The 21,109-nt window shown below is 61.4% G+C and carries 18 protein-coding genes and 2 pseudogenes; 4 read left to right on the top strand and 16 right to left on the bottom strand.

Annotation, left to right across the window (positions count from 1 at the left end; genetic code table 11):
• Positions 1-23 precede the first annotated feature (23 nt).
• From icmH to ACZ889_RS18755, 10 genes and pseudogenes are all read right to left on the bottom strand, one after another.
• Positions 24-740 (bottom strand): type IVB secretion system protein IcmH/DotU, encoded by a 717-nt coding sequence (gene icmH / locus ACZ889_RS18800; protein WP_004576640.1) that lies wholly within the window; start codon positions 738-740, stop codon positions 24-26.
• Complete coding sequence (gene tssK, locus ACZ889_RS18795; protein WP_003248343.1) at positions 737-2,080, bottom strand: type VI secretion system baseplate subunit TssK; 1,344 nt, start codon at positions 2,078-2,080, stop codon at positions 737-739. Before tssK ends, icmH begins: the two co-directional genes overlap by 4 nt.
• Complete coding sequence (gene tssJ, locus ACZ889_RS18790; RefSeq protein WP_014860349.1) at positions 2,077-2,799, bottom strand: type VI secretion system lipoprotein TssJ; 723 nt, start codon at positions 2,797-2,799, stop codon at positions 2,077-2,079. Before tssJ ends, tssK begins: the two co-directional genes overlap by 4 nt.
• Positions 2,800-2,823: 24 nt before the next feature.
• On the bottom strand, positions 2,824-5,421 hold the full coding sequence (gene tssH, locus ACZ889_RS18785; protein WP_012052412.1) for a type VI secretion system ATPase TssH: 2,598 nt from the start codon (positions 5,419-5,421) through the stop codon (positions 2,824-2,826).
• Positions 5,418-6,488 carry a type VI secretion system baseplate subunit TssG gene (gene tssG, locus ACZ889_RS18780; protein WP_012052411.1) on the bottom strand — a complete coding sequence of 357 codons (1,071 nt, stop codon included), beginning with the start codon at positions 6,486-6,488 and terminating at the stop codon, positions 5,418-5,420. The genes tssH and tssG overlap by 4 nt, the downstream gene beginning before the upstream one ends.
• Positions 6,452-8,273: pseudogene (gene tssF, locus ACZ889_RS18775) on the bottom strand (type VI secretion system baseplate subunit TssF). Before tssF ends, tssG begins: the two are co-directional and overlap by 37 nt.
• Positions 8,273-8,755 carry a type VI secretion system baseplate subunit TssE gene (gene tssE, locus ACZ889_RS18770; RefSeq protein ID WP_003248355.1) on the bottom strand — a complete coding sequence of 161 codons (483 nt, stop codon included), beginning with the start codon at positions 8,753-8,755 and terminating at the stop codon, positions 8,273-8,275. Before tssE ends, tssF begins: the two are co-directional and overlap by 1 nt.
• A gap of 26 nt (positions 8,756-8,781) precedes the next feature.
• Positions 8,782-10,284, bottom strand: a complete 1,503-nt coding sequence (tssC, locus tag ACZ889_RS18765) for a type VI secretion system contractile sheath large subunit (RefSeq protein WP_003248356.1) — start codon at positions 10,282-10,284, stop codon at positions 8,782-8,784.
• A gap of 14 nt (positions 10,285-10,298) precedes the next feature.
• Positions 10,299-10,838 carry a type VI secretion system contractile sheath small subunit gene (gene tssB / locus ACZ889_RS18760; protein ID WP_003248358.1) on the bottom strand — a complete coding sequence of 180 codons (540 nt, stop codon included), beginning with the start codon at positions 10,836-10,838 and terminating at the stop codon, positions 10,299-10,301.
• A 64-nt stretch (positions 10,839-10,902) separates the two neighbouring features.
• Positions 10,903-11,652 (bottom strand): hypothetical protein, encoded by a 750-nt coding sequence (locus tag ACZ889_RS18755; RefSeq protein ID WP_028697263.1) that lies wholly within the window; start codon positions 11,650-11,652, stop codon positions 10,903-10,905.
• Positions 11,653-12,469: 817 nt separating this feature from the next.
• On the opposite strand from ACZ889_RS18755, the gene tri1 reads away from it, so the two are divergent.
• Positions 12,470-13,585, top strand: coding sequence for an ADP-ribosylarginine hydrolase Tri1 (gene tri1 / locus ACZ889_RS18750; RefSeq protein WP_029380649.1), 1,116 nt, complete (start codon positions 12,470-12,472; stop codon positions 13,583-13,585).
• Positions 13,586-13,675: 90 nt separating this feature from the next.
• Here the strand turns inward: tri1 and ACZ889_RS18745 are convergent, their stop codons facing one another.
• The 6 genes and pseudogenes from ACZ889_RS18745 to ACZ889_RS18720 form a co-directional block, all read right to left on the bottom strand.
• Positions 13,676-13,978: a hypothetical protein gene (locus tag ACZ889_RS18745; protein WP_019751691.1), complete on the bottom strand. Its 303-nt coding sequence runs from the start codon at positions 13,976-13,978 to the stop codon at positions 13,676-13,678.
• 141 nt (positions 13,979-14,119) lie between these two features.
• On the bottom strand, positions 14,120-14,629 hold the full coding sequence (locus ACZ889_RS18740) for a hypothetical protein (RefSeq protein WP_014860353.1): 510 nt from the start codon (positions 14,627-14,629) through the stop codon (positions 14,120-14,122).
• Between the two features lie 482 nt (positions 14,630-15,111).
• Positions 15,112-15,340: pseudogene (locus tag ACZ889_RS18735) on the bottom strand (immunity protein Tsi6 family protein); the annotation flags it as partial.
• Between the two features lie 147 nt (positions 15,341-15,487).
• The gene (locus ACZ889_RS18730) at positions 15,488-15,619 is read right to left on the bottom strand and encodes a hypothetical protein (RefSeq protein WP_014860356.1); all 132 of its coding nucleotides are present in this window, start codon (positions 15,617-15,619) and stop codon (positions 15,488-15,490) included.
• 125 nt (positions 15,620-15,744) lie between these two features.
• Positions 15,745-16,008, bottom strand: a complete 264-nt coding sequence (locus ACZ889_RS18725; protein WP_014860357.1) for a hypothetical protein — start codon at positions 16,006-16,008, stop codon at positions 15,745-15,747.
• A gap of 9 nt (positions 16,009-16,017) precedes the next feature.
• The gene (locus tag ACZ889_RS18720; protein ID WP_257645180.1) at positions 16,018-17,442 is read right to left on the bottom strand and encodes a DUF6861 domain-containing protein; all 1,425 of its coding nucleotides are present in this window, start codon (positions 17,440-17,442) and stop codon (positions 16,018-16,020) included.
• 712 nt (positions 17,443-18,154) lie between these two features.
• On the opposite strand from ACZ889_RS18720, the gene ACZ889_RS18715 reads away from it, so the two are divergent.
• The 3 genes from ACZ889_RS18715 to ACZ889_RS18705 are packed head-to-tail and all read left to right on the top strand — an operon-like array spanning position 18,155 to position 21,108.
• On the top strand, positions 18,155-20,011 hold the full coding sequence (locus ACZ889_RS18715) for a type VI secretion system Vgr family protein (RefSeq protein ID WP_476257677.1): 1,857 nt from the start codon (positions 18,155-18,157) through the stop codon (positions 20,009-20,011).
• 10 nt (positions 20,012-20,021) lie between these two features.
• Positions 20,022-20,606 carry a hypothetical protein gene (locus tag ACZ889_RS18710; protein WP_108191089.1) on the top strand — a complete coding sequence of 195 codons (585 nt, stop codon included), beginning with the start codon at positions 20,022-20,024 and terminating at the stop codon, positions 20,604-20,606.
• A 34-nt stretch (positions 20,607-20,640) separates the two neighbouring features.
• Positions 20,641-21,108, top strand: coding sequence for a DcrB-related protein (locus tag ACZ889_RS18705; protein WP_476257676.1), 468 nt, complete (start codon positions 20,641-20,643; stop codon positions 21,106-21,108).
• The last annotated feature ends 1 nt before the right edge of the window (position 21,109 follow it).

The following is a 21,109-nucleotide window of genomic DNA, read 5'->3' as shown; positions in this document are numbered from 1 at the left end:
TGACTCGGCTACCGGGCATGTGCTCAGGCACTGAACAGCTGGCGGATTTGTTCGGACAGGGCGGCGACGTCCTTGTCCAGCAACCAGTCCAGCGTCAGGTACACGGCGACGCAGACCAACGCGATCAGCGCCAGATACACCCACAGCGGTACTTCATGGCGCAGCATCTGCGACACCTGGTCGGGCAGTGCCCAGTCCGGTGACAGGGCTTTGGGCGCTTTGCGGTAGCGGGCGATATCCTGGCCCAGGGTATTGGCCAGGTAACGCAGCTGGTCCTTCTGGCCGAGGCTGAACTTGCCCTCGAAGCCCAGTGCCAGGCACAGGTGGTAGACCTCGAGCACGTCGATGTTCTGCTTGACGTCGGCGCGCAGCGCATCGACCTTCTCGAAGAACCCTTCGCCGGCCAGGTGCACGCCGAAATAGCGGAACTGCAACGGCTGCAGTTCAAAGTGCCGACGCAGCGCGTTGTCGTCCGAGCGCAGTACGCTTTCGTCGAGGAAGGCGCACAACGCGTATTGGGTGTCCTTGACCTGCTCGACGCTGTAGTTGGCGGCACGGGCATCACGTTCCAGGTTGGCGAAGAAGCGTTCGACGCTACCTTCGAAGGCCTGCACCGAGGTGACCTGGCGGCCGCGACGTACGATCAACGCCATGCTGATGAAGTCCTGGACCAGGTCCTTGAGCGTCGGTTTGTCGCTGGCGGCCGGGACGGCGCCCTGTTGCAGTACGGCTTCGGTCATTTGAGCACCGCCATCAGTTCAAGCTTGAGGTTGGTAAAGGCGCTGGGCGCATAGAAGCAGATGGCCTGGGCGCTGATCATTCGCTCATACACAGTGCCGTGTGGCTCGATGGCGAAGTACTGGTTGTCCAGGCGCACCGGAATCGCGTTCGGCAGCCGCGCGGCATGATTGAGGGTGACACCCGGCATGGCGCTGTTGACCACCACTTCAATGTCTTCCGGCGAACCGACCTTGAAGGCACGGGGCACCAGCTCCAGCAGGCTGGCGCCGGGCATGTCGGCGTGCACGGCGATATAGAAGTCGGCTTCGGCCAGGCGCGGGTCGTGCAGTTGGCCTTGCCAGTGCGATGGCTTGGTCTGGGTCAGGTTGATGACAATGCACTGGTTGGGCACAACGTTGTCGAGCATCACCCGGATCATTTCGTCGAGCTTGACCAGCGACGCGGCCGGGTCGTGGTGGTCGTACTCGGGGATGTCGCTGAGCTGGGTGTCCAGGGTGAAGGTCAGCAGGCCGCCGGCAAGGTCCGCCAGGAACAGGTACAGGCGCTCCGGGTGCAGGCGCGGGTGGGCCAGTAGATGCGCCAGCTGCGGGTGGGCACGGTTGACCGTGTTCAGCAGCCAGAACAGGGTCACATCGCTGGAGCCGAACTCGGCGATCTGGTCGGCGCGCTCGCGGCGTCGGCCGGAAAGCGCCTTGCTCTTGGCCTGCAGGGCGCCGAGCAGGCGCTTGCCGATGCCGGCAATGGTCTCGTGGCTGCCCAGGTGCAAGGTGGGGTGGACGAAATGTGGGTCAACGTTGAAACCGCCCATGCTGTTGCGTGTCAGCTTGGCCAGTGGGCAGTGGCTGTAACCGTCGAGGCTGTCACCGTCGACCAGCAGTACGACGTTCAGGCGCAAGCTGGTGATTTCGTTTTCCAGCTCGCCTTCATTAAGGTCGGGCAGGGTGTCGAACTGCTTGCGGAAACGCCGTGCGGCCTTGTGTTCGTGGCCATCCTCGACGTAGTTGAGGCCGAATGGCTCGGGCAGCTTGAGCGCAGCATACACCTTCAGGTCGTTGGCCTTGAGCAGGTCCTTGAGGTCGCGCGCGGCCGGCAGCGGATCGTGCTGCGGCGCGTCGTAGAGGCTGCCATCGGGGAACACCAGCTTCAGGCGCTTGAGCTGCAGTGAACCATTGGCCAGGGCGTCCTCGTCCACCTGCAGCGCCTGAACCCCCCAATGGAAAGGGGTGCTGCGCAGGGTCGCCTCAGCCAACTGGTGCTGATGGAATTCGTCCTGATACTGGAAGTGCTGGGGCAGCAGGAACATGCCTTCCGACCACATCACCCGGCTCTGCTTGCTCATTTGACGCTATCCACTAAAGAATTGAAGGTTGAATCCATGGCGTTGCTGGCCGACTGGCTGGCGGCGTCGGTGGCTTTGTCGATGGCCGCGTCCTGCACCTTGTCGGTGAGGGTCGCGTCGGCATCCTTGGCCTTCTGCGCAGCGGCCAGCTGGTCGGCGGTCGGCGGTTTGTTCAGTACGTCTACGCCCCGCATGGCGCTGATTTCGGTGTTGTCCACCAGCACCCGCAGGCCGTCGGAGGAGAACCAGATACCGTCCTTGCGCAGCGAGTTGGCGTCGAAGGCGACTTTCCAGCGCGCGTCCTGCTCATCGCGGAAGAACGCCGCCACGCCGACGTAGCGCGCGTTCTTGGCCAGCGGCCACTGGTCGATCTGGCCAATGCCGGGCAGCAGGGTGATCTCGCGGGTTTCCACCAGGGTGTTGCCCAAGGCTTTTTCCGGGGCGTCCCACAGGGTCTCGGCATCGGTAGCCGCGAAGCGCTCGAGGTCGGTCAGCTGATACACGCGCATCACCACCGACAGCGGCTTGCCCTCGGCGTCGGGGTTGAGCTGGTTGCCGCCGTCGGAGGTCAGGATGACCTTTTCGCTGTCGGCCAGCATGTCGGCCGCCCAGCTGTCTTCCATGCGCTTGCCGATACGGTCGGTGACCCCGCAGCCGGCCAGCGCTACCAGCAAGGCGGCTGCGGTCAGGCGTTTGAGGACGATGTGCTTGTGTTGCATGACGGCAAAACCTCCGGGTACTGGTCAGGCCAGGCGATAGGCGAAATCGCCATCGCTGCCCAGCTCGATCGCAAGGTGCTGGATCGGCGCGTCCTGGGCCATGCGCTCGAGCACGCGCTGGGCGAGTTCGGGCATCAGGGTCTGGGACAGGATGTTGTCGATGTTGCGTGCGCCGCTGTCGACCTCGGTGCAGCGGGCGGCGATGGCCTTGACCAGCGCCTGGTCATAGCTGAGCTCGGCCTGGTGGTTGCGGGCGAAGCGCTTGGCGATGCGTTCGAGCTTGAGGGCGACGATGCGCTCGAGAATCTGGTCCTGCACCGGGTAGAACGGCACGATGCTCAGGCGACCGAGGAAGGCCGGCTTGAACACATGGTTGAGCTGGTCGCGCAGGTCTTCGACGATCGCCTCGGGCGTCGGCAGCTCGGTGGCGTTCAGGCAGGTCTGCATGATGCGCTCGGTGCCGGTGTTGGAGGTGAGGATGATCACCGTGTTGCGGAAATTGATCTCGCGGCCTTCGCCATCGTCCAGCACGCCCTTGTCGAACACCTGGAAGAACAGTTCCAGCACGTCGGGGTGGGCTTTTTCCACCTCGTCGAGCAAGACCACGCTGTACGGCTTGCGGCGCACCGCTTCGGTCAGCACGCCGCCTTCGCCGTAGCCGACATAGCCGGGTGGCGAGCCCTTGAGGCTCGACACGGTGTGGGCCTCCTGGTACTCGGACATGTTGATGGTGATCAGGTTGCGCTCGCCGCCGTACAAGGTGTCGGCCAGGGCCAGGGCGGTTTCGGTCTTGCCGACGCCGCTGGGGCCGAGCAGCAGGAACACGCCAATCGGTTTATTCGGGTCTTCCATGCGCGCTCGGGAAATCTTGATGCGCTTGCCGATCTCGTGCAGGGCGTGGTCCTGGCCCAGCACGCGTTCACCAAGCAGGGCCGGCAGGCGCTGCACGGTATCGATTTCGTCACGCAGCATCTTGCCCAGCGGGATGCCGGTCCAGCCGCTGATGACCTGGGCGATGGCGCCGCTGTCGACCAGCGCATGGACCAGTGGCTGGTCGCCTTGCACGCGCGCCAGCTCGGCACGCAGGGTATTGAGCTGCTGGGCGTCGGCATCGTTGGCGGCGTCCAGCGCCTTGAGCTGTTCGACCAGCTCCAGCTCCTGCTGCCACTGGGCATTGAGTTGCTGTTCTTGTTGCTGCTCGGCCTGCAGGGCAGCCTGCAGCGCTTCCAGGCGGCGGGCATGGTCGTGCCCCTTGCCGGCTTCGTGGCCGAGCACGCCGATTTCTGCTTGCAGGTTGTCGATCTGCCGGCGGCAGTCTTCCAGTGCGCCGGGCAGCGAAGATTGCGCCAGGGCAATGCGCGCGCAGGCCGTGTCGAGCACGCTGACCGCCTTGTCGGGCAGCTGGCGGCCGGTGATGTAGCGGTTGGACAGGCGTACCGCCTGCACCAGCGCTTCGTCCATCACCGCCACCTTGTGGTGCTCGCGCATCTTGCCGAGCAGGCCGCGCAGCATGTGAATGGCCTTGTCTTCGTCGGGCTCTTCCACTTTGACCACCTGGAAGCGGCGGGCGAGGGCGGCGTCCTTCTCGAAGTACTTCTTGTATTCGGCCCAGGTAGTGGCAGCGATGGTGCGCAACTCGCCTCGGGCCAGGGCCGGCTTGAGCAGGTTGGCGGCATCGTTCTGCCCGGCCTGGCCGCCGGAGCCGATCAGGGTGTGGGCTTCGTCGATGAACAGGATGATCGGGTGCAGGCTGCGCTTGACCTCTTCGATCACAGCCTTGAGGCGGTTCTCGAACTCGCCCTTGACCCCGGCGCCGGCCTGCAACAGGCCCAGGTCGAGGGTGTGCAGGGCAACGTCCTTGAGCACCGCCGGCACGTCACCCTGGGCGATGCGCAGCGCCAGGCCTTCGACCACGGCGGTTTTGCCGACCCCGGCTTCGCCCGTGAGGATCGGGTTGTTCTGTCGGCGGCGGGTGAGGATGTCGACCATCTGCCGTACTTCGAACTCACGGCCCAGCACCGGGTCGATGCGGCCTTCGCGGGCACTTTGGGTAAGGTTGACCGTGTACTGGTCCAGCGCCGGGGTCTTGCCGCTGGCCTTGCTCGACGTGCTCACTGGCGCCGCTGGGCTGGCCAGTGGGCTGGCCTGCCTGGACTCGGCGCTACCCTCCACCAGCGCGGCAAGGTTCAGGCGCAGGTCATCGGCGTTGATTTTTTCCAGCTCCGGTGCCGAGGCGATCACCACGCGACGCAGTTCAGCATCGTCGAGCAGAGCCTGCAGCAGGTGAGCGCTGCGCACTTGGCCTACGCCGTATTCGATCGAGGCCAGCAACCAGGCTTGCTCGATCATGCGGGTAATGTGTGGCGACAGCGCCGGGGTGCGGGTATTGCCTTTCTTGAAGGTGCCCAGGGCGGTGACCAGCTGCGCCTGCAGGCGTTCGGCGACGACCTCGTAGTGGCGCAGGATCGGGGCCAGGTCGCTGTCGTTGTTGTCGAGCAACTGCAGCAGCAGGTGCTCCACTTCCACGTCGTAGTGGTGCTCCGACAGGCACAGGGCCGCCGCGCTTTCGGTGGCCGTGCGGCTGGTTTCGTTGAGCTTGGCGAACAGAGACTTCAGGTTCACAAGGCGACCCCATCGTAAGGAATGTGGAAAACGGCGCAACGCGAAGGCTCCGCGTCACGACCCGGGCGTTTGAGCCAACCCAGCCAGCCCAGGGCGACATTGCCGCTGCGGCCCAGTTGGGCGCGTGGCACCGCCTCGCGCTTGAGGCGCGGGGCAATTTCGAAATCCAGTTCGGCACCTATATAGAAGCGCACCAGCTCGACCAGCTTGCGGTAGCAGGCGGTGCCCGGCTGGAAGCGCTGGTAGTCGGCCAGGTTCAGCGGGCCCAGCTCGATACGGATGCACGACTGATAGTCCCAGACCCGGTTGCCGGCGACGGCGCTGTGGCCGAGCTGGGCATTGCGGCGGCCAAGCTGGGTGCATTGTTCGGGCTGCAGGTGCAGCCAGCGCCCGGCGAACGGCTGGACCTTGATCGGCAGCGAGAAATAGAAACCGAGCATGCGTTCAAGGTTCAGCGCATTGCGCGGCTTCTGGCTGAGCAGGCCGGCAAAATAGCTGAACAGCTCACGACGCAATGCTGACGGTTGCTCTTCGAACTTCAGCTTCTGGGCGCGCGGCCCGAGGCCAACCAGGTTGAGCAGGTAGCCATCGAAGCCCGAGGTGCCATTGCGCTCGTGCTCGATGTGGAATTTGTATTTTTGCCAAGCCTCGTAGAACAACGTGGTCATGCGGTGCGAGAAGATGTCGAGAAACGCATGGGCGGCATCGTCGCGATACTGCACGTGGCGCTCGAGCAGCAGCTCGGTGTACGGGCGTGGCAGCACGCCCGACGGCCCGACCAGGCCCATGAAGGTGACCTGCACTTCCGACAGCGGCAAGCCGGCCGGCGACACCTTGCCTTCGCGCTCGAAGTGCAGGTCGCTGACCTCGCTGGCCGGGAACGCCAGCGACAGCTGGGTACGAAAACGCAGCGGGTCTTCGTGCGGCCGGGTTGCCAGGTCCATGCGCCCGGTGCGGCTGTAATGCAGGCGGAGCAGGCGCACCAATTGGAAGAATTCGAATCGGTGCGGCTCGGCTCGGGCCTGATCGATCAGACCAGGGGCTGATCGCCGGTGCGTGCTGGCCATTGTACGACTCTCTTTTCTCGTTGTTGGGTGCGCAGGGTCAGCTGGGTGAAACTGTTCATCGAGCAGTACTGGCCGAAGAAGTGGTCCAGCACTTTGCCGAACAGAAACACGCCGCTGCCGATGAACTGGCTTTCGTCCAGGGTCAGGGTGATGCCGACGCCGCGCACGAAATTTGGCCGCGGGTGGCCAATGCGCGCGACCACCGGTTCGCTGCTGATCGCCTTGATGCCGTTGATCTGTTTGCGAATGGCGGAGACATTGCGGTAGTTGTACAGCGACAACAGCTCCAGCAGCACTTCCCGGCCCTGGCTGACCAGGGACAGATGGTTCAGCGACAGGTGGGCGATCAACCGCCAGATCAGGCCCTTGCCCAAGGGCACACGCACCGTGGCGGTGGGCTTGCGCAGGCAGCGGATATCCTTGATCACCGAGTTGGCGGGAATGGTGAAATCGCCCCGTTCGCCACCGAACGGCAGCATCAGCGGCACGTCGCGGTTGCTGCAGGTCAGGCCGATACTGAGGGTGTCGCTGCTGGCGTCGATCAGTTCCAGATCGCGGTCGACCACGCGGATGCTCATGGCAGTGGCGTCACCCTGGTTTCGCCGGCGCGCAACCCAGAAGCTGCTGTGTGGGTCTTGCTCGCCCCGGGGTTCGAAAAACGGCTGGCAGGTGGCGACCTGGTCGATACCGCCGAGTTTGCGCACCCGCCGTACCCGGTCGATCGAGACCACCTCTGCAGCGTTGTGCAGCCGTGTGTCAGGGGTGACCGGGTATTCGTGCTGGGTGTGGGTCAGCTTGATCGGCTCGGCCTGCTGGCGGAACAGGTTGATGATCGGCGTGCAGTTGAGCTTGAAGTTGTTGCGCCCGATGTTCTGGGTCAGCCGCGCCAGGCGCTCGCTGAGGTCGTAGTCGGAGAAATAGAAGTTGACCTCTACCTGCTCGATGGCCTTGCCCTGCAGGATGCGGGCAAATCCACTGAGGTCGAAGAACATGAACTTGTCGGGGAAGGTGAAATACTCGTGCAGCAGGCGGTAGCCCAGGAATGAGCGCTCGGAGTAGTCCACCAGGCCTTCGTCACGGGCGTAGCCCACGGTGTTCAGGGCATCGGCCGGCAGCGCCACTTCGCGGCGGCGGCCCTGGTCGTCGAAGCTTAGCGTGGCCTTGGCCAGGTTGTTGAACAGCAGCTCGTACAGCTGCAGCATCAGGGTTGCTTCGCCGTCGAGGAAGAACCGCAGGCGGTTCATGTCCATCTGCCCGAACAGGGCAATCGCCAGTGGCTGCCAGGCGGATGCGCAGACGAGCGACCAGGTCGGCGCTGTGCCCGTTGAAGGCCGAGCGTTCCATTTCCGTGAACGAGGCCTGCTGCACGGCAATCGGCCACAACTCTACCGGGTAGCAGGTGCGGAACTTGCACACCACGCCTTCCACGGGATTGGCATGCATCTCGGTATGGCGCGCCACGCGGTAGGCTTCGGTGACTTTTTCGTGCCTGCCCAGGCTCAGTTCGACAATCGACATCGACGGAGTAGGGCGCAGGTAGTGGGGGTACAGCACCTCGAGGAAGGATTCGACGATTTCCGGAAACTCGTCATCGAGTTTCTTGTGCACCCGCGCAGACAGGAACGAGAACGCCTCGATCAGGCGCTCGGTGTGCGGGTCTTCGCAGTTGTCGCCTTCGATCAGCAGCCGCGAAGCGATCTTCGGGTACTGCGCGGCAAACTCCTGGCCGAGAAAGCGCAGGTGCGACAGTTCCTTTTCGTAGTAGGGCAGCAGTTCGTCGAGCATCAGTTGAGGTTCTGCACTTTGTATTCCTGGGTGTTGACCTGCAGCACGGCGTCGAATGACACCTGGCGGCTGATGTCCTGCAGACGCAATACGGCGTCCACGCGGAAGGTCAACATGCGATGGCCGTTCTGCTGGGCCAACAGCTGAACACGGACCCGGCGAAAGCGCCGGTCTCCGGTGCTGATCGCCCGCTCCAGCTGTTGCTGGATCAGGCGACGATCGTGCGGGTCGAGCACGCTGCGGCTGATGAAGTCCGGCATGCCGTATTCAAGGATGGAACCACCGAGCTGGCTGAAGCCGTCGAGCTCTTCGGCGACCAGGGACTGGCGGGTGTTCACCAGTACTTCGAGGTCGCGGACGATGCTGGCCTTGTACTCGGCCAGCGAGCAGGTGCGCTGCGCTGCGGGCTCGGCCGACTGGTAGGGACGGTCGTCCAGCAGTCGGTCGAGCAGCGAGGGCAGCAGGCGGGCCTGGTTACTCATGTGTCATCCCTGTACACAACGGCCTGTCAGCCGCGCGCGCCCTGTGGCAGCTCGGCAACCAGCCGCAGCGAGGCGGTCAGTTCATCCAGCTGGTAGTGCGGGCGCAAGTAGGTCACGGCCTTGTACACGCCTGGCTTGCCGGGCACTTCGAACACCTCGGCGCGCGCTTCGCGCAGCGGGAACTTGGCCTTGGCCTCCTGGCTGGCGGTGTCGTCGAGCAGCACATAGCTGGCCAGCCACTGGTTGAGGAAGCGCTCGACATCCATGCGCGAGGCAAAGCTGCCGATCTTGTCGCGCATGATCGCCTTCATGTAGTGGGCGATGCGCGAAGTGGCGAAGATGTATTGCAGCTGGGCCGACAGGCGTGCGTTGGCGTTGGCGATGTCGGTGTTGTACTGCTTCTGTTTCTGCGCCGACTGGGTGCCGAAGAACGCGGCATAGTCGGTGCCCTTGCAGTGCACCAGGGGGATGAAGCCCAGGTCCGACAGCTCTTTTTCGCGGCGGTCGGTGATGGCGATTTCGGTCGGGCACTTGAGGGCGATTTCGCCGTCGTCGGTCTTGAAGGTATGGGTCGGCAGGCCTTCGACCAGGCCGCCGCCTTCCACGCCGCGGATGGCCACGCACCAGCCGTAGCGGGCGAAGGCGTCGGTGACGCGGGTGCCGAGGGCGTAGGCGGCGTTCATCCACAGGTATTTGTTGTGGTCGCGGCCATCGACGCTTTCGACGAAGTTGAATTCTTCCACTGGCGTGGTATCCGGGCCATACGGCAGACGACCGAGCACGTGGGGCAGGGTGAGGCCGACGTAGCGCGAGTCTTCCGAGGCGCGGAACGACTTCCACTTGGCGTATTCCACGGTGTCGAAGATCTTCGCCAGGTCACGCGGGCCGGACATCTCGGTGAACGAGTCCCAGCCGAACAGCTCGGACGAAGCGGCCGAGATGAACGGCGCGTGCGCCGCCGCCGCGACGTGCGAGATCTCTTCGAGCAGGTACATGTCTTCGGGGTTGCGGTTGAACTCGTAGTCACCGATCAACATGCCGAAAGGTGCGCCACCGAAGGTGCCGTACTCTTCTTCGTAGACCTTCTTGAACAGTGCGCTCTGGTCGAATTCGCTGGCGGCCTTCAGGTCGCGCACCAGGTCTTTCTTCGAGGCATTGAGCAGGTGGATCTTCAGTGTGGTGCTGGTCTCGGTCTGGTCTACCTGGTATTTCAGGCCGCGCCAGGAGGCTTCCAACTGCTGGAATTCGCGGGCGTGCATGATCTCGTTCATCTGCTCGGAGAGCATCGCGTCGATCTCGGCGATGCGCGAATCGAGCACGGCGATCAGGTCCTTGCTCGGGGTCATCTCACCCTCGAGCACCTGGTTCACCAGTTCGCCAATCAGGTCGCGGGTGCGGTTGCGCTCGGTGTCGGAGCGGGCCACGCGGCTTTGCGAAATGATGCTGTCGAGCAGCGAGGGCTGTGGTGCGAAGTTTTCCACTTCGACCAGGTCGCCGGCCTGTTGCGGTGCGGTTTGCTTGTCGGTCATGTTCGGGCTCCTGCTCAGGCGCGATCGTCGCTGGACGGGTCTTTCACTTCGGCTTCACGGCCGAATTCCTTGCCCAAGGTCTTGAGCTTTTCGGTGTTCTGCAGCACGTCCATCAGCAGCTCTTCGAGCTTGTCGTTGCCGCCCATCTTGTTGCGCAGGTCGGCCAGCTTGTTGCGCACTTCCAGCAGCTTGCGCAGCGGCTCGACCTGCTTGACCACGTTCTGTGGCTCGAAGTCTTCGAGGCTGTTGAAGTTCAGCTCCACGCCCAGCTGGGTACCGTTCTTGGCCAGGGTGTTGTCGACGCGGTAGGTCAGGCGTGGCTTGATGCCCTTGAGCACACCGTTGAAGTTGTCGCGGTCGATGTACACGAACTTGCGGTCCTTGAGCTTGGGCAGCGGCTCCAGCGGGTTGCCGGAGAAATCACCCAGTACGCCGACGACGAAGGGCAGCTCCTTTTTCTCGATGGCATCGCCGATGTCCACGTCGTAGGTGATATGGACCCGAGGCGCGCGAACGCGGTCGAGTTTGTGCTGAGTGCTTTCCTTCTTCGCCATCGTGTTCTCCAGTGCGAGCAATTCGCTGCGAATCATTGCGCGGCCCGGTGCCGGGCGCTGCGCGTTACAGTCCTTCGATCGTCAGCAGCAGGCGCTGACGGATTTCGTCGTTCATTTCCAGGATGTTGTCCCGGCCTACCAGTTCTTCGAAGCTGGTGTTGCCGGCAATCTGCGTGCTGCTGCGGATGACCGAGTCGTCGGGAAGTTCCGAGCGCACCGGCGAGCTGATGACGCAGAACGGCAGGTCGCCAAAGCCCTTCAGGCGCTCGAAGCTCAGGCCGTAGCGCAAGCCCTCGAACAGCCGCCCAAGGCCAGGCGACTTGCTCAGGCAGTAGAACAGCACCAGGTAGTGCACCACGAAGCGGTACAGCTCGGCGCTGCTGCGGTTGGGGTCTTTGATGACATTGCGAAACCGCGCCAGGTCGAAGGCGTGGAAGCCCACTACCCAGCGGGTCGGGCTGGTGATGCGGATGACCTGGCCGCTGTGTTCCAGGGTCTTGTCGTATTCCAGCGGGAACAGTTCGGGGGTGGTGCTGATCAGGTTGAGCGGTACTTCCAGCTCGGTGACCAGCTGGAACGGCGCGGCCGAGCCGATACGTTCGTAGAGTTCGACCAGGGCCTGGAAGTGGCCCTGGGTTTCGCGCCCGCTGCTGCGCTGTGCGCCTTGCAGGTATTCGCCAAACAGGGTTTGCGGACGGATCAGCGGTGCCACGGTGGCAAGGTAATCCGCCGCCTGCGCCTTCAGCGCATCGGAGATCGCCCGCGTCTGGCTACGCAGCTTGATCAGTGCTTCGACATCGAATGTCTGTGTCATTGGTGCATCGTCCATGTGCCTGCTTGATCGTCCTGAAACGCCGGTGGCGTGGACCTGAAAAATCGCCTTTCGGCTGCAGCGAATTTGAGTGCTGGCATATGAATATTGTGTTGCCAGCAATGCCGAGTAGGGCACCTCGCTGCGGAAGAAGTTCCGGCGAGGGGGGTGATTTTTTCCCCGTTTTGAGACGCGACGCAATAATGGCGCGATGATATTGACAGCGTGTCTTGGGCGCAGAATATGGGGGGTCAAGCCCTAAAGACTGGGTACGAAAGGGGCTGGAAAGCGATGAAAATCGTTGGCAAAAGATTTTTTCAAAAAGTGAATCCGGTCTCATTTTTTGCGCTGACCGCTTTCTCGCGGAGGTGTTGGCGAGGCGCCTCAGGATGATGGCAATGCGACGGAATGTGCCGCGCGGAAAGAGTGTTATCAGGCGTGATTCATCCGTTTGGATGGTGACTTTTGAAAGCTCGCGCGCTCCCTCGGAAATAGCGTCGACCCCCGGGCCTGTGCCGCACCTGCACAGGCAACGGTCTTACCGAAAACCTTGAAAACGTGCGCGATCACTGTGGGAGAGGGCACGCCCGTTCCCACAGGAACAGCGCCGGCCCCAGGGTTTGTGCCCTACCTGCAGCAACAATTGCCTCAGCCAAAACCGTGAAACCTGCACGGCCCCTGTGGGAGCGGGTTCACCCGCGAACACCGGCGTAGCCGGTGCCATCCTCATGGTCGGCGGCCTGCTCGGGTCATTGCCGGAGTAGTGCAGGTCAAGCAAAATGAGCGCATGGACGAGAGCAACCTACTGCAAGGAATCAGCATGATCGACCTGAGAAGCCCGGATGCAATCCTGAGCGACTACGCAAAGCGTTACGCCCATTTGCTCCCCGAACTATCGCCGCAGTTGCAACAGCGCATGGCCTACATGCCGGAGCCCGACGCACCAAGGCTGCCGCTGACAAAGCCCGCCTGGCTGAGCGACCGATCCTGCACGTTGACACCAGGCCAGGCGATAGACCGCGCGCAGGGTGCATTGCTGGGCCTGGCGATTGGTGATGCGGTAGGCACCACCCTGGAGTTCCGGCGCCGCGATCAGGGGCAGGTCAGCGACATGGTCGGCGGTGGGCCGTTCCGCCTCGCGCCAGGTGAGTGGACCGACGATACCAGCATGGCGCTGTGCCTGGCAGACACCTACGCAAGCCAAGGCAAGTTCGATTTCGCGACCTTTGCCGATGCCATGGTGCGCTGGTACCGGCAGGGCGAAAACAGCGCCAATGGCCGCTGCTTCGACATCGGCAATGTCACCCGCCGAGCCCTGGAAGGGTGGGAGGCCCAAGGGCTTGCGTGGATGGGCAATCTCGAGGCCTCGACAGCGGGCAACGGTTCGTTGATACGGCTCGCGCCTACGGCCATTTTCCGACGCCACTCGCTGTCGGCAACCTGGTGGGAGAGTGTGACGCAGAGCAGCGTGACCCATCGCGCGATTGAGGTCTCGGAGTGCTGCAAGTTGTTCGGTGCACAGCTGCATTTGGCGCTCAATGGCGCGGACAAGGAAGAGGCGTTGTCGCCGAAGGTGCGCCCCCTGCAGCCCCGGGCCTTGATCATCAATGCCGGGGAGTACAAGCACAAAACCCGTGAGCAGATTCGCTCGTCAGGGTATGTGGTCGATACCTTGGAAGCAGCGCTCTGGGCTGTGTGGAATACGGACAATTTCAGGGATGCGATTCTGTTGGCTGCCAACCTTGCCGATGATGCCGACAGCGTGGCGGCGACGGCAGGGCAGATTGCGGGCGCCTTGTATGGGGTGTCGGGCATGCCGCCGGAATGGGTGGCCAAGGTTGCCTGGTCGCGGCACATTTGTGAACTGGCAAGCCGGTTGTTTGAACTCGCGCCTCAGGGGGATGAAATGGACGAGCTGCTATCTGGCAGTGAGTGATAGCACCTTTGATCAGGTAATGGCTCTCAACGCGTCAACTGCAGCCCGGCAAAATCGCAGTAGGTCGAACGTTAACAGGTCAGTTTATGCTCAGTGGCTTTTAGCCTGGAATTTTTTAAATGAACTCCATTCTTGTCCATTGATTAACGCCATATAGAATTTGGCAAAAGCCTCGCTAAGTTCATGGTCGTCTTGTAAGTTTGTTTCCTGTAGATAACGATACCAGGAGATGTCTCGCGCCTCTAAAGGTGCGTGGATTTCACCGTTCTCAGATTTCAACAGAAGGTCGCGAAGTAGGTTGAGCATGGTCATGGCGTCAGGATTCTGGTCCTTGATAGTTTCAAGCTTTTCGCGAAGCGCTCTGGCTGTAATTTTCAGTGTGTGCTTGTCCATTTAATGCCCGAGTATGCATAGTCCAGAGGGGCGCCGCTGTAAGTCCACGTCGCCCCGTCTCCAAGTTGCTGCGGCTTATCAACTGTCACCTTGTCGGTTTTCTCCGCCGTACTCGCTTTGAGCCTGACCAAGGTAGGCAACTCACCGCCCATCGACCTGGACGCAAATGTCCTTGCCGTCGATGACCTTGCATGGCCAGTTGTCGTTGATGTAGTGATCCGGCTTGAAGCACACCCGATCATCATTGACCCAGAACAACTGCCAGGCAGAACCCGATATCAGCAGCTTCGAGCAGGGCGTATAACCCCTGGCCAGCAAAGCCCCCGTAGTCAGAATCATCACCGCAGGGACGACATGGATCAGCGTTTTAATCGATATCCCGAACATCAACGCCTGGAAGCGGTGCAGCCGGGATGCAGGGGGTGGGTCGAACTTCTTGCCGGTCCAGGCGCAGATCGCGCTGCCAACGAGCAGGATGGCGAGTGCCGGTGGCGCCATGAGCAGGCCGAACGCGAGGTACGGTGTTTCCACGACCGGAGCGCCACGAAGCAGCCTGCCGTACAGCGGGAACAGGTAGTTGGTATAGGCATAAAGCGAGACGGCCCCTACCAGGAGCAATGCGATGAACATGGCGACGGCCAGCAGCCTCATCTTGAGAGGCGTAAGCCCGGGTGACATTTGTGAGGAGCGTGTATTCATTCGCAGAGCTTGGGCAGGTTGAACGTGGGGGCGATGGCAGTGAGGGCATCGATGGCAGCCTGAGGGCGCTTGGCCAGGTAGGCAAGTCTATTCCGTCGGGGCGCAGCTTGCGGATGACCCACCACTTGGCTTCATCGTAAAGCTCGTCGGCAATTCTACCCGCGATGTTTTTGGATGCCATAGCGTGGCGCATTGAGAGTCCTGCGCGCTCGACCTCGATTGGCGCTTGGCGGGTAGATCAACTCATGTCCATCTGGCGTTTCCGGCCCTTGCTGACCATCGCAGGGGCGATGCTCGGCCGCTGCCGCTAGGCAACGAACGGTGCCTGTTCGGTCCAATAGTACTCTTCGTAATCAACCAAGGTATGAACTCGCGAGTGGCCGAGTTCAATCAGGTAGTTGAATCGTCAAGCCGCGGGCCGACTGAATGGCCACGTAGTAAGCGTCCTTCAATACCCTGGCCAGCTCCGGGTCATTTTCCTCGAATTCCTTCGATGCAACAGAGCTTGGATTTATCCTTTTCGGTACCGTCGAAAACTGCCCTGATGTACTTTAACTGGTCGACTATAGTCGCGTAAACCGTAAAGCCAGGAATGCGCTTTTGTCGGTCAATCGCCAGCGCAATTGCGTTATCTACATACTCCAGTGGTGTGGCTGGTTTCATCTCTCACCTGCTCATATTAGTTTGAAAGGTTATTTCCGATACAGGTTATTTGCATCGTTCCACGGAATGGATTTCGGTCCACGTGATGTGCATGAGTTGTATCGATATGTGTACGATTCTTGGCCGTTTTCACTTGGAGGCATGGGGCTAATGGCCTGCGGCTTTCAGCAGTGGCTCCAGTTCGACGCTCAGCTTCATCGCGGCAGGGTCTTGCGCCATCAGGCTGTCGATGATCAAGCGAAGCTTGAGTAATTTTTGCTTGAGTGTTTCGGTGTTCATGGTCAGTCCTGATTGGGGTAAGGAAATGCACCACTTCACCGCAACGTAAGAGGGCGCCACTCATTTGTTGGCAGGGTCAAACGTTCATGCAATGTCGGATTTAGTCAGCATTTATCTATGTGGCACTAGATGGCCGTGCCCCGATTTTTTCCTGGCTTGATGATTAGTAATTCATCGAGTTGTCTTTTGCGGCATTTTATCACGAAAGCCAGCGCCGCATCAGGATCATCCATGAAGGCATCAAATGTAGCTGGAGCGATGGCGTAATATTCTTCGTAGTCAACCATGCCGTTGCTGACGGGGAACGAAACGTAATACTGGCCAGCGTCTTCTTCGATGCCGATTGAGTACATGTGTTGACGACTGATGAAAAGATCTTTGAATTTCATAGGGGGCCTTCAAAAAAGGGGAGAGGTGCTGAACATCTTGGCGGAAATACCCGCCGCGTCTATGACGGCTTCACTGTTGCCGTCAGGTAGCTTGCCACCAGGGATCCAGAATTCGTTTGCACCGGCTTCATTTCCTGATGGAATCCGTAGATTCAACTGCTTCGGATCAGGGATGTCTACCCGGACCAGTGCATTGGTATCAAGAAAATTCTCAGGCAAGCCAAGGGCTTGCTCCAACGCGCGCTTGTCACCTGCTGTCTTGGCAAGTAGTTCGGTTGCTTCGTGGCCTGGCATGATGAACGACGTACCATCTCTCTGTGCGATGCCGTATTTCTCAAGGTTGGTCTGGGTCATGAAGCGTGAGGCGCCATTTTCGAATTGGGCCAAGTGTTGCGCGACATAATCTGGGTCTAGATAAGTGGTGGGGTCGGGCCTTTCGCCTTTGGCGATTGCAAGGATATCTTCTTCGGTGAATCCAGGTTTGTATTTGGGTTTTGGCGGCTCAACAGCCTTCTGCGATAGCTCGCGAGAGCGTCCGTTGGCAGGTAGTGGTTCAGTCTCTGCACGCTTGAATGGTGTGGCGTCACGTGCTTGAAGTTCAGCATGTGCCAGCAGCTTTTGCTCGTTCTTTGCCAGCCAGGCGGCCAGTTGCTTGTTGGACATTTCCGCCTGCAGCCGGGCACTGCGTATGGCGGGCGTTTCCATATTCCTCTGAATGCCCGCCTTTATCTGCCCGCGGGTCAGGTAGGTTACAATGGCCGTCAGCAGCAGCAACACCAGTTGCTCCTGGCCGCGGGCCAGTTGGCGCGCCGCACGCTCGACACGCTCCTGGGCCTGCGCCGCGGAACCGCCGCTCGGGTCCAGGCCAGCGGGCTTGAGGCCATCCTCGGCGAACCAGGCCGTGGCCATGCCTTGCTGAAGGGTCGACAGGCAGGCAGGCAGGCCCTGATAAAAATACTCGGCGATGGCGGACAGCCCCAGGCCCATGAGGATCAGGTTGCCGACCTGCAGGCCAATGCCGGCGCCGGCCACCGCGCCCGGCGCCGCGCCGACGCCAAAGGCGAACGCCCCGGCCACGCCACCGGCGAGCGAGCCAACCGCCACACTGCCACCGAGGATCATCGACACCTCTTTGACCAGTTGCAGCAGCACCGGCAGGATTTGCTCGATACCTATCGAGGACCACTTGCGCTTGAGGTTGTCCTGAATGATCGGGTAGGACAGGGCCATGGCCTGGCGCACGTTGTCGATACGCTGGCCACCGAGGTAGCCATAGGCCTGGTTGGCGCCATTGCTCACTCGGCGGCTGAAACCGTCCCAGGCCTCATGGGCGCTGTTCAGGCCGCTGTCGACGCTCTGGTTGAGCTCGCTGAATTTCTGCTCGAGATTGCGTTCGATGTCTCCCCAACTGGGGATGTTGGCTAAAAGATCCATTTTCGCTTCACTGTCCATGGAAGTGGCGGCGCTCGGCGGCGAGCGCAGCATGTCGCTTCAGACCTCAGGATGGGGGCGAAGTCCCGCGGAGAGCCCATTGTTCTCATGACAGGCGTGCGCGGCAATGATGGCAATTGAGCATCGCTGCACGGCTTTGTGGCTGACCGCATCCCGCAAGTGCCATTACGGCCGCGTTCGCAATGGCCATTTGCCGGAATTGGCCAGTGGCAAAAAATTTGAACCAATCCACGTTATGAAACATTTTTTCTCCGCCAGTGGAGCTGATGCGTCAGGTAGCGAAGCAGTTCGAGTGGGAGCTGTCAGGCATGGGCTTCGATCGACACCTGAAGAACCTTGTGCGACGGGCCGTTCGGCGATAGCCGGGGCGCTTTCGGGCGCCAGTGAGGAAGATGAAGGATGGCGATATGACATTGCCTTCCAGGGCGGTATTGCCCGGTTTCCTAGGCCTGTAGTGAGTTGACAGGGCAGCTTTTGTCGGTGTTTCCTTTGGGCCTTTGTGCCTGCCTGGCATTCGGGAATGTGAACTCTGTCGCATTTATTTCAATGCGTGATGGCACTTTCCTTTCTGTAGACAGTCGCATGATTCCGCAGAGCACGCGCGTTATGCGCGCATGCAGAATACGCCCGCAAGATCAGGGTTGCAGCTGAGCATCGCAAGCGCGTGCTGGCCGTGTTTTCAAGGAGATTTCGCATGATCATGGACTTGGCCTCCGCGCTGCTGTCGCCACAGAACCGCCGCCTGTTCAAGTTTCACAACCTGGCCAACCCCGAGCAGGAGCTGCTGCTGGAAACCTTCAAGGGCACCGAAGCCCTGTCGCGGGCGTTCAACTATGAACTGCTGCTGGTCTGCGAAGATTCCGGCGTGCCGCTCAAGTCCATGATGGGCCAGCATGTCAGCATCGAGATCGAACTGGCCGAAGGCGGCCCGCGGTACATAACCGGCTACCTCACGCGCTTTGCCAGCATCGGCAGCGACGGCGGCATGGCACGCTATACCGCCACCCTCAACCCTTGGTTCTCGATGCTGAAGAACCGCTTCGACACGCGGATCTTCCAGGGCAACACGGTCGAGGAAGTGGTCACCGAAGTGTTCGCCCTGTGCCCGGCGTTTTCCCGCCACGAGTTTCGCCTGACCCGGCCACAGAAGCGCTACACCTACATCACCCAGTACCGCGAAACCGACTTCAACTTCGTCCAGCGCCTGCTGGAGGAAGAGGGGATGTTCTACTACTTCGAGCACACCGCCGAAGGCCACACCATGATCATCTGCGATGACTCCAGCACGCTGGTGGCCATCCCCGAGCAACCGCAAATCCGCTTCCACAGCGCCTCGGTCACCGAGACCGCCGACTCCATCACCCAGTGGAGCGGCAACCGCCAGCTGCAGTCCGGCAAGATGGCCACGCAAACCTTTGACTACCGCCAACCGAACAACCGCCTGCCGGTGGCGCTGAACAGCGTGAACAAGCAGGGCGATGTCGAGAACTTCGAGATCTACGACTTCCCCGGCCAGTACACCCACGGTACCTATGACGAAGGCGAAACCCTGCTGCGGCTACGTATCGAAGCGCTGGAATTGCGCGGCAAAAAGTTTGAAGGCGCCAGCAACTGCCGGGCCATGAAGCCGGGCTACACCTTCGAACTGCTGCAGCACTACATCCACGACCAGGGGCCGGTAGAAGACCGTCAGTTCCTGCTGATGAGCGTGGAAAGCGAAGGCCACAACAACTACCTTACCGGCCAGCAGGCCAGCTACTTCAACACCTTCAGTTGCGTGCGCAAGAAGATCCCGTTCCGCCCGCAGCTGAGTACGCCCAAGCCGAACATTGCCGGCCCGCAGACCGCGATCATCGTCGGCCCACCGGGTGAGGAGATCTTCACCGACGAACTGGGCCGGGTGAAGATCCAGTTCCACTGGGACCGCAATGGCAAATACAACGATCACAGCTCTTGCTGGGTACGTGTCGCCCAGTCCGGCGCCAGCGGCGGCTTCGGCAGCATTCAGATCCCACGCGTAGGCGACGAAGTGGTGGTGGTGTTCCTGGACGGCAACCCGGACCGGCCGCTGATCATGGGCAGCCTGTACAACAGCACCAACACCCCGCCATGGTCGCTGCCGGCGAACAAGACCCAGAGTGGGTTCCTGACGCGGTCGATGAAGGGCGATGGCGGTACCGCCAACTTCTTCCGCTTCGAGGACAAGGCCGGCGCCGAGCAGATCATCATGCATGCCGAGCGCAACATGGATACCGAGATCGAGCTGGATGAGACCCATGATGTAGGGAACAACCGCTCGATTACTGTTGGCGGTACGCACACCGAAACGGTCAAGAAAGACACTGTGGTGCAAGTGACCGAAGGTTCTTACACCCTGCAGGTCGACAACCAGTTCATCCAGGTGGCCGCCAAGCAGCACATCATCCTGCAGGTGGGCGACAGCAGCATCACGCTGACCCCGGAAGGCATCGAGATCAAAGGCAAGGTCATCGTGACCACCAGTACCGACACCACCCAGATCACCGGCGCCGCAGTGCGGATCAACGACTGAGGCAAGGTTCATGTACAAGCCCTCGATCTACGACCGCATCTCCGCCAGGCGCGAAGCGCAAGAGGAGGCTGTGCGGCTGGCCAGTCTGGCGGAAGCTGCTCATGTGCCCGAGCCTGTGCCCGAGCCGGAACCGGTGCCAGCCGTGTTGCAGGATGTAGCCAGCGCTTTCACCTTCGCAGGGTTCTCCTTGCAGTTTCCGCTCGGCTTTCGTTTTCGCGACATCCAGACCACCCTCGAGCATGAAGGCGAGCCGGTCAGCCTCAGCATCCGCCGCCGTGATGTACGCGCCAGGCAGCCGCTGGAGCAACTGTTCCAGAGCGCAGTCGAGGCTTTGCGCGAATTGAACCCGCAACTGCGCGTGATTCGCCAACGTGATTGCCTCCTGGCTGGGAACCCGGCCAAGGTCGTGGACTTTCACTTCAATGCCGGCCACGAGCCTCGGCACGGTCGCCTGGTCGGCGCGCTGGTGCCCATCGCCGGCAGCGATTCGCTGCAATGGCTGGATATCTCCAGCGTGATCGACCCCAGCAAGCCCGGCCTGAGCCAGTGGCTGGCCGAGTTCGACCGCATGCTCGATGGCTTCGCGCAGGGCTGACCCCGATTTTTTCGCTATCAGGAATTTTCATCGCATGGATTACGAGTTACAGGAAGGCGGCATTGCGCTGCCGGCAGGTTTCGAGGACCGTACGGTCAACATGTTCGTCCTGGGTGCCAGTGTCCCCGCACCCTTGAGCATCACCATCTCGCGTGACGCCTTGCTGCCGGACGAAGCGCTGCAGGCCTATGTCGATCGCCAGGTCAAGCTGCTCACCTCCAAGCTGCGCGGCTACACCCGCATGGGCAACAAGGCCGTCACGCTCTCGGCTACCGCACCCATTGCCGGCATCCAGATCGACGCCTATTACATGAACCAGGGCCGCCCGCTGTACCAGCGCCAGGCCGCCTTCATCATCAGCCCCGGGCGTGCCCTGATCTTCTCCACCACTGCACAGGCCGACTTCAGTGCCCAGCAGAACCAGGACTGGGACAACCTGCTGGCCAGCTTCACCCCGCGTGCCCCGTCCGAAACCAGCGCCGAGTCCGGCGAACAGGAGTAAC

Source organism: Pseudomonas sp. TE3895, from assembly GCF_056278855.1.
Note: the sequence above shows the minus strand (reverse complement) of the source record. Positions and strands in the feature narration are given on the sequence as shown.